This is a genomic window from Pseudomonas sp. I2, from assembly GCF_040984075.1.
Taxonomy (GTDB): Bacteria; Pseudomonadota; Gammaproteobacteria; order Pseudomonadales; family Pseudomonadaceae; genus Aquipseudomonas; species Aquipseudomonas guariconensis_B.
Genome location: NZ_JBCGFQ010000060.1, coordinates 22,992 through 30,531 on the forward strand (window position 1 = coordinate 22,992; position 7,540 = coordinate 30,531).

Here is a 7,540-nt window from a genome sequence, read left to right on the forward strand (position 1 = left end):
TCATCCTGCCAGCAGGTCCCACGACAGCTTGGCGATCAGCACGCACAGCAGCACCAGGAACAATCCACGCACGAACCCCGCACCCTTGCGCACTGCCAGCCAGGTCCCGGTCAGCGCGCCGAGGATATTGAACGCCGCCATGGGCAGGGCGATGGCCCAGAGCACGTTGCCAGACGGGATGAAGAACACCAGCGCCGCCAGGTTGGTGGCGATGTTGACCAGCTTGGCCGAGGCCGAAGCATGCAGGAAGTCCAGGGCGAAGAAGCGGATGAACAGGAAGATCAGGAAGCTGCCGGTGCCCGGCCCGAACAGGCCGTCGTAGAAGCCGATCGCGCCGCCGATCAGCACCGCCAGGCACTGCTCCTTGCGGCCGATGCGGGCCGGTGTGTGCAGGGTGCCAAAATCCTTCTTGCAGAAGGTGTAGAGGGCCATGAGCACGATCAGCACCAGCACCGCCGGGCGCATCACGCTCGGCGGCACCAGGGAGACCGTGGCCGCGCCAACGAACGACATGACGAAGGCGCTGAGCATCGCCGGCACGATCAGCCCCCAGTCCAGCTGCACCTTGCGGATGAACGAGCGCGCGGCAAAGCTGGTGCCGCACACCGAAGCCAGCTTGTTGCTGCCCAGCAGAGCCGCTGGTTGAGCGTTGGGCAGCACGTTGAACAACGCCGGGATCTGGATCAGCCCGCCGCCTCCCACGGCAGCGTCGATCAGGCCGGCGGCGAAGGCGAACAACGAAAGCAGGACGATATCCATCATGGGCGCGGTTCCAGGCAGTAAAAACCCGGCCAAGGCTAATCAAAGCGTCGCGCTTGTGTTGAAATGCCACGTTGCAAAAACTGCAATCAGGAGTCGTCCATGGCATTGGACATGTTGCGAGAGATCCAAGCCTTCGTCAGTGTCGCGCACAAACGCAGCTTCGTCGCCGCAGCCCGTGCCCTGGGCCGCTCGCCCAGCGCCGTGACCCGTGCGGTACAAGCTCTGGAGGACAACGCTGGCGCCAAGCTGCTCAACCGCAACGCCAGCGCCGTGACCCTGACCGAAGCCGGCGAGCGCCTGCTGCCCCATGCCGAGCGCTTGCTGGATGTGCAACGCGATGCCGCCGACGAACTGGCGGCGCTCCGTGGCACGGCGCAAGGCTGGATCCGCTTCGCCGCGCCGGAACTGCTCGGCCAGCAGGTGGTGCCGGCGGTGCTCGCCGAGTTCTCTCGGCGCCATCCCCAGGTGACCCTGGACGTGCAGTTCAGCGACCAGCCCCTCGACCCGCTGCAAGGCAAGTTCGACTTCGTCGTGCGCGGCGCTTTTCCCCAGTCCAGCGAACTGATCGGCTACCCGCTGTGGAGCTACCGACGCCACCTGTACGCAAGCCCCGGCTACCTGGCCCACGAAGGCACGCCCCAAGAGCCGGAAGCGCTGGCTGGGCACGCGCTGATCCTGCACACCGCGCCGCGCATCCTCAAGGCCTGGCACTTCTGCCGTGACGACCAGATCACCAGCCTGCGGCCGCATCCACGGCTGCGCCTGAGCGCCGGCAGCGCCGTGCTGCAGAGCGCGCTGGCCGGCGCTGGTATCGCCCGCCTGGCCGACTGGGTCGGCGAACCTGAGGTCCGTGCCGGCCGCCTGGTGCGCGTCTGCCCCGAGTACCGCCTGACCTCCAGCAGCGGGCAGGATCCGCAGATGCATGCGCTGTACCCGGCCGGTGAGATGCCGACGCGGGTCCGGGAGTTGCTGCAGGCGTTGCGCCGAGCGCGGCCGTGAGGCGGTCGGGTAGTCAGTACTGGGGCTGCGAAGCGGCCCCATGCAAGCCATACCGCAGGTTCATCTGATCTGCTTTTTTCCATCGAACCTGCCTCTGTAACCGTATCAGCCCAGGCCCGACAATATCCCCCGTTCCGTCATCACACACAGAGGTTCCGATGGGCAAGCTCGCACTGTTCCTGGGTGGTTTCCTGCTGCTGACAATCCTGGTCGGCCTATTGGGCACCATCCCACCAAGCTGATATACCCCAGCGGCCCGTCTAATCCGCCAGGCGGGCCTGGCCCTTCCCCTCCTGCATGCCCCCTCCCCCTTGCAACACCTGGACAAGCGGTATCTGCAAGTAATTCTCAAGCGCAAATGACTCGTGTAACCTCGCGCCGCCGTCGAGCGGCCTCTCATGCAGGGGCCGGCCATTTGCCTTGGAGTCGATCGATACATGGAATGCAAGAAAGGCACTGCAGCAATGCTGGAGTGGCGCAGCCGTTTTCTCGGGGAAAGCATCCTAGAGGAGGATAAGTACGATCAGGCCTTGCGCTGGGCCGAAGACCTGGAACGTCGCGGCGTGATCAGCACGAGCGAGTGGATCGAACTGGTCAGGCAGGCCAACGCGGCCCTGCTGGACGTGCGATAAGTCATTCTTTGCGTTGGGAAATCTGTCCACAAAAAACGTGGGTAGGTCTGTGGATAAAACGCTGTAAGTCACGCCGGCGGCGGCCTCTGTTAAATTGAACAGAATTTGTACAGCAGTGTCGCCACCTCTCGCGGGGGTCAGGCAGGGGCCGCCAAGCGGCCCCTGCTCACTCAACTGACCCGCTGATACCCACCGACCACGCCGCGCCGCGACATCACCCACTGCCACAGCTGGATATCCCGGGCGCGGAACGCCCCGGCGCACGACAACAGGTAATAGCGCCACATACGCCGGAAACGCTCCCCCAACTCGTTGGCGAAGTATTGCCAGTGGGCTTCGAAGTTGTCATGCCAGGCCATCAGCGTGCGGTCGTAGTCGGCACCGAAGTTGTGCAGGTCCTCGACCACCAGCAAGCCATCGGCGGCATCGCCGATCTGGCCGATCGAGGGCAGGTCGCCATTGGGGAAGATGTACTTGTCGATCCAGCGGTCCGGTACGTCGCGGCGACGGTTCTTGCCGATGGTGTGCAGCAGCAACAGGCCATCATCCCCCAGGCAACGCGCCGCGACTTCCATGAAGGTGCGATGGTTCTTGCGCCCGACATGCTCGAACATGCCGATGCTGACGATACGGTCGAAGCGTTCGTCCAGCTCACGGTAGTCCTGCAGGCGAAACTCCAGGGGCAGGCCTTTGTAGCGTTTCTCGGCCCATTGGCACTGCTCGCGGGAGATGGTCACGCCAACGCATTCGACGCCATAGCGTTCGGCGGCAAATCCCATGAAGCTGCCCCAGCCGCAGCCGATGTCCAGCACACGCATGCCGGGGCGCAGGCCGAGCTTGCGGCAGATCAGGTCGAGCTTGGCTTCCTGGGCCTGGGCCAGGTCGCTGGCCTCCTTCCAATAGCCGCAGGTATAGGTCATGCGTGGGTCGAGCATGGCCGCGTAGAAATCGTTGCCCAAGTCATAGTGGCGCTCGCCCACGGTCCAGGCACGCCGGGCCGTCTGGCGATTGAGCAGGCGGGCCTGCAGGGCATGGTAGATCAGCGCCAGCGGGCTGACCTGGTCGGCCACCCCGGAGCGCAGCAAGCGGGTGAAGAACTCATCCAGCTGTTCGCAATCCCAGTCGCCGTCCATGTAGGCCTCGCCCAGGCCAAGGTTGCCCTGGGCCAGGGCGCGCTGGGGCACGTCGGCGGCGTGCAGTTGCATGTCCCAGGGCTGCTCGCCCTCCAGGCCGAGGCCGGCCTGGGCGAGCAACGAACGGGCGAAACGGGTGGTGCGATTGGCCGGCGCAGCGCTGCGCAGGTCGGTGGAAAGCTCGGAAGGCATGGTGTGTCCTTGTCAGTATTGGAGATCGGACGCGCTTCAAACGTCGGGGGTGTCCTGGTGCAGCCGCAGCACCACGTCCAGCTCCTGGCGCAGCCAGTCCTGTTCGATCAGGGGCAGGCGCGCCTGCAGTTGCCGCGCCACCCAACGCTGGCCGCGGGCGATGAACTGCAGGCGCTCGTGGAGGTCGGGGATGGCCATGGCCTTGGCGTAGAACTCGCCCACGCCAGCGCCGGGCTTGGCACCGAGCCGCTCCAGGCAATGACGCAGGCGCTGGCAGCTCTGCGCCTCGCCGTCGTGCAAGCGCTCCAGGCGCTGGAGCAGCACGGGGTCGTCGGTCTGCCGGGCGCTGTCGAGCATCAGCCGGGCACCGGCACGCTCGGCGCGCATGAGCAGGCGCAGCCAGTCGACCAGATCATCGGAAGGGGGTGTGGCGGGGTCCTGTGTTTCACAAGCATGCGACATGGGAAAACTCCTGAAGCCGCTGGACTGCGCGGCGACAGGAGGAGCTTAGAGCGCTGGCTTGCTGAAATTAATTGAAATTAAATGGGGCTTGAGTGCAACAAAATGAATATATGTAACCAAGGCGAAACACCCGAAACCAGCGCCTATCTCCAGCGCCCCATGGCCTTGGGCTTATTTGCAAGAGGCCATCATTGCGGTATCGATGCATTTTTTTTGCATCAAGGCCACGTTTGCGACAGCAACCGAGGACTTAGAGCGGCATGACCATCTCATGCCAGGCCATGCCACCATGGTCGGAGGCCGAGGGCCGGACATAGCGATAACCCATTTTCTCGTACATCCCCACGTGCCGCGCCTTGCACATCAGGTGGATGCTCGCCTTGCCACGCTGGCGCATCTGCGCGACGAAGCGAGTCATCATCTGCCCGGCAAAACCACGGCCCTGGAACGCCGGGTCGACGACCACCGACATGATCACCACATTGGCGCCCTGCGGGTCATGGCCGACCAATTCCTTGAAGGCTTCGTCGGACATCACGACCTCATCGGCACAACCGCTGTTGATAAAGCCAATCACCTCGCCGTCGAGCTCGAGCACCAGGAACCCCTCGGGGTACTGTGCGATGCGCGTGGCGATCTTCTCGCGGGTGGCGGCCTCGTCGCCTTCGTAGGCGGCGGTCTCGATCTGGTAGCAGCGGTCCACATCGCGGGACGTGGCCTGGCGGAAGGTCGGGGTACTCATGAGCGGTATCCGTGAAACGACAAGGGATGCGATATTCTAGTGGCTTGCGTGGCGGATGCGTGCAGGCCGCTGCAGCACCTGCCGATAGTGATCCCTGATGATCTGCGCAAGCCCTGACACAGCCGGGCTCGCATTGCTTTCCACCTGCAAGCGAATCGCAAAATCAGGCAACACCGGCAACCCGGCGTCCAGGACAAGGCCCTTCGCCTCGACAGGCACAAGGCTGCGCAACCAAGGGGTTACCGCCAGGTCATTGATGACCATCGATAGCGTGGTATCCACCGATGCATTCTCGAACACCACCTTGCACGCGGTGCCCGCCTCGTCCAGGCGCTGGGAGACGGTATCCCGAAAGGCACAATTGGCCGTCAGGAAGCACAAGGGCAATGGCCGCCGTGCCGAGACCGCCTCGTTGCCCAACCACACCAACTGATCCACAGCCAGGCGCTCGCCCAATGCGACACTCACCGGGCCTTGGCTCAGGGCCAGGTCGAGTTCACCGTTGGCGAACGCCTGCACGATATCCAGCGACGAGGCGCTGACGATCTTCACCTCAGCCCACGGAAACGCCTCGCCGAAGGCCTTGAGCAAGGGCGCCAGCGGGGCGCCGGCCATGTCGAAGGGCAGCCCCAGGCGCACCGGATCGGCAGACGCCCTGTCACCCATGCGGGCACAGAGGCGGTCGTTCATCCGCAACAGGCGTCGGGCATCGGGCAACAGTGATTGCCCTTGCCCGGTCAGGCGACTGCCCTGGGCATCTCGCATCAGCAACTGGCAGCCGAGGAAGGCTTCCAGCCGCTTGATTCGCTGGCTGACAGCCCCCTGGGTCACATGCAGGCGCTCCGAGGCGACGCTCATGCTGCCGGTATCGGCCACCTCCACGAAGGCACGAAGCAATGCAAGGTCGATGTGGTGGACTTTTGGCATGTCTGGTCATTAGCGACGTTAATGGGGGCATTATAATTCGTCGCTACGCAAAGGCCATGCTCCCCTTTAGATTTCAAGCCTCAGCCTAACGGGAGCATGCACATGACCAACACTGTGACCAACATCGATCCACAACGCGAGCTGGAAGCGATAACCGAGTACTGGAAACCGCGGGTTATCGGCCGGGTCAACAACCAATTCATCAAGATCGCCAAGTTGAAGGGAGAGTTCGTCTGGCATGCCCATGAACATGAGGACGAGATGTTCTCGGTGATCTATGGCACGCTCCGGATTCAACTCGAGGATCGCACCATTGTCCTGAACGCCGGGGAGTTCTGCGTGATCCCCAAACAGGTGCAGCACAAGCCGATCGCCGAAGAGGAATGCGCGGTCATGCTGATCGAAACGGACACGACACTGCATACCGGTGGCGAACGTTCGTCACGCACGGTCTCGATAGAAGAGCAGTTGTACCCGCGTTGACCGCCGTCCGACGATAGCACGGTCGGGCGCGCCGCCTACTGGGCCCAATACCCAGGGCTCTGGTACACCGCCTTGAGGTACTCGATGAAATGGCGCACCTTGGCCGGCAGGAAGCGCTGCTGGGGAAACACCGCCTGGATATCGTAGTCATCGAGGGCAAAGTCATCCAGGACGGTGACCAGCTCGCCGCTCATCAACTCGTTGTGGATCTCCCAGGTCGAGCGCCAGCCGATCCCAAGCCCCTGGCGCATCCAGGAGAACAACAGCTCGCCATCGTTGCAGGCCAGGTTGCCACTGACCCGCATCGCCACCTGCCGGCCATCGCGCTGGAACACCCAGCCCCGTTGCTGCCCGCCCTGGAGGGTGAAGGCCAGGCAGTTGTGCTCGGCCAGTTCCTCCAGGGTGGTCGGCCGGCCATGACGGGCGAAGTATTCCGGTGTGCCGCAGACCACCCGACGATTACCGAACAGCTTGACGGCCACGTAGTTGGGGTCGGTCACCCCGCCGATACGGATGCTCATGTCGTAGCCCTCGCTGACCAGGTCGACAAGGCTGTCGGTGAGGTTGAACGAGAGTTTCAGGTTGGGGAACTGCTGGTGAAAGCCCAGGGCATGGGGCGCGACGTGCAGCCTGCCGAACGAAGCCGGCGCCGAGACCAACAGGTTGCCCTTCACCATCGAGCCGCAGCCGCTGATATCCGCTTCCATGTCGTCGAAGTCGCGCAGCAGCAGCCTGGCCCGCTCCAGCAGTTGCTCACCCAGCTCGGTCAGGCGCAAGCCGCGGGTCGAACGGTGCATGAGTTTCACGCCCAGGCGTTTCTCCAGCGCATCCAGGCGCCGGCCGAGGATCGCCGGGGTCACCCCCTCGCTCAGGGCGGCGGACGCGAAGCTGCCCTTCTGGGCGACCTGGACGAAGCTGTGCAGTTCTGTGTACCGGGCCATTCGATACCTTTCATATCGACAGAAAACAATTTTCAGGTGTTCTACCGCACGGAAGCCTAATACAGACTGGCATCCACTACAAAAATTATCGACCCGTGCGAAGGAGTACACATATGGCCAACATGAAAGCGATCGAGGCCGCCGTTCTGGTCATGCGCCGTGAAGGTGTAGATACCGCGTTCGGCATCCCGGGGGCTGCCATCAACCCGCTTTACTCGGCCCTGAAGAAAGTCGGTGGCATCGATCACGTCCTCGCTCGTCACGTCG

Annotated in this window: 10 protein-coding genes; 4 read left to right on the forward strand and 6 right to left on the reverse strand. The window is 63.4% G+C overall.

All coding sequences use genetic code 11. The annotated features are described in order from the left end of the window. Positions 1-762 (reverse strand): TSUP family transporter, encoded by a 762-nt coding sequence (locus WCE05_RS22995; RefSeq protein WP_225790768.1) that lies wholly within the window; start codon positions 760-762, stop codon positions 1-3. 99 nt (positions 763-861) lie between these two features. Between WCE05_RS22995 and WCE05_RS23000 the strand changes: the two genes are divergently transcribed. Together WCE05_RS23000 and WCE05_RS23005 are read left to right on the forward strand one after the other, a co-directional pair. After that, on the forward strand, positions 862-1,761 hold the full coding sequence (locus tag WCE05_RS23000) for a LysR family transcriptional regulator (protein WP_253091566.1): 900 nt from the start codon (positions 862-864) through the stop codon (positions 1,759-1,761). Positions 1,762-2,198: 437 nt separating this feature from the next. Continuing rightward, a complete protein-coding gene (locus WCE05_RS23005; protein ID WP_225790770.1) occupies positions 2,199-2,393 on the forward strand; it encodes a hypothetical protein in 195 nt (64 codons plus the stop codon). A gap of 170 nt (positions 2,394-2,563) precedes the next feature. Here WCE05_RS23005 and cfa read toward each other — a convergent pair whose 3' ends face one another. From cfa to WCE05_RS23025, 4 genes are all read right to left on the reverse strand, one after another. Then, a complete protein-coding gene (gene cfa, locus WCE05_RS23010) occupies positions 2,564-3,718 on the reverse strand; it encodes a cyclopropane fatty acyl phospholipid synthase (protein ID WP_225790771.1) in 1,155 nt (384 codons plus the stop codon). Between the two features lie 36 nt (positions 3,719-3,754). Beyond that, positions 3,755-4,180, reverse strand: a complete 426-nt coding sequence (locus WCE05_RS23015) for a DUF892 family protein (protein WP_225790772.1) — start codon at positions 4,178-4,180, stop codon at positions 3,755-3,757. Between the two features lie 250 nt (positions 4,181-4,430). Next, entirely contained in the window at positions 4,431-4,922 is a 492-nt protein-coding gene (locus tag WCE05_RS23020; protein WP_253080881.1) for a GNAT family N-acetyltransferase, read from the reverse strand. 36 nt (positions 4,923-4,958) lie between these two features. Then, a complete protein-coding gene (locus WCE05_RS23025; protein WP_253080882.1) occupies positions 4,959-5,849 on the reverse strand; it encodes a LysR family transcriptional regulator in 891 nt (296 codons plus the stop codon). A 102-nt stretch (positions 5,850-5,951) separates the two neighbouring features. Here WCE05_RS23025 and WCE05_RS23030 point away from each other — a divergent pair, with 102 nt between their 5' ends. Further along, complete coding sequence (locus WCE05_RS23030; RefSeq protein ID WP_225790775.1) at positions 5,952-6,332, forward strand: cupin domain-containing protein; 381 nt, start codon at positions 5,952-5,954, stop codon at positions 6,330-6,332. Between the two features lie 35 nt (positions 6,333-6,367). Here WCE05_RS23030 and WCE05_RS23035 read toward each other — a convergent pair whose 3' ends face one another. Beyond that, the gene (locus WCE05_RS23035; RefSeq protein ID WP_225790776.1) at positions 6,368-7,273 is read right to left on the reverse strand and encodes a LysR family transcriptional regulator; all 906 of its coding nucleotides are present in this window, start codon (positions 7,271-7,273) and stop codon (positions 6,368-6,370) included. Between the two features lie 113 nt (positions 7,274-7,386). On the opposite strand from WCE05_RS23035, the gene WCE05_RS23040 reads away from it, so the two are divergent. Then, a partial coding sequence (locus WCE05_RS23040) for a thiamine pyrophosphate-binding protein (RefSeq protein ID WP_368816636.1) occupies positions 7,387-7,540 on the forward strand: 154 nt, incomplete at its 3' end.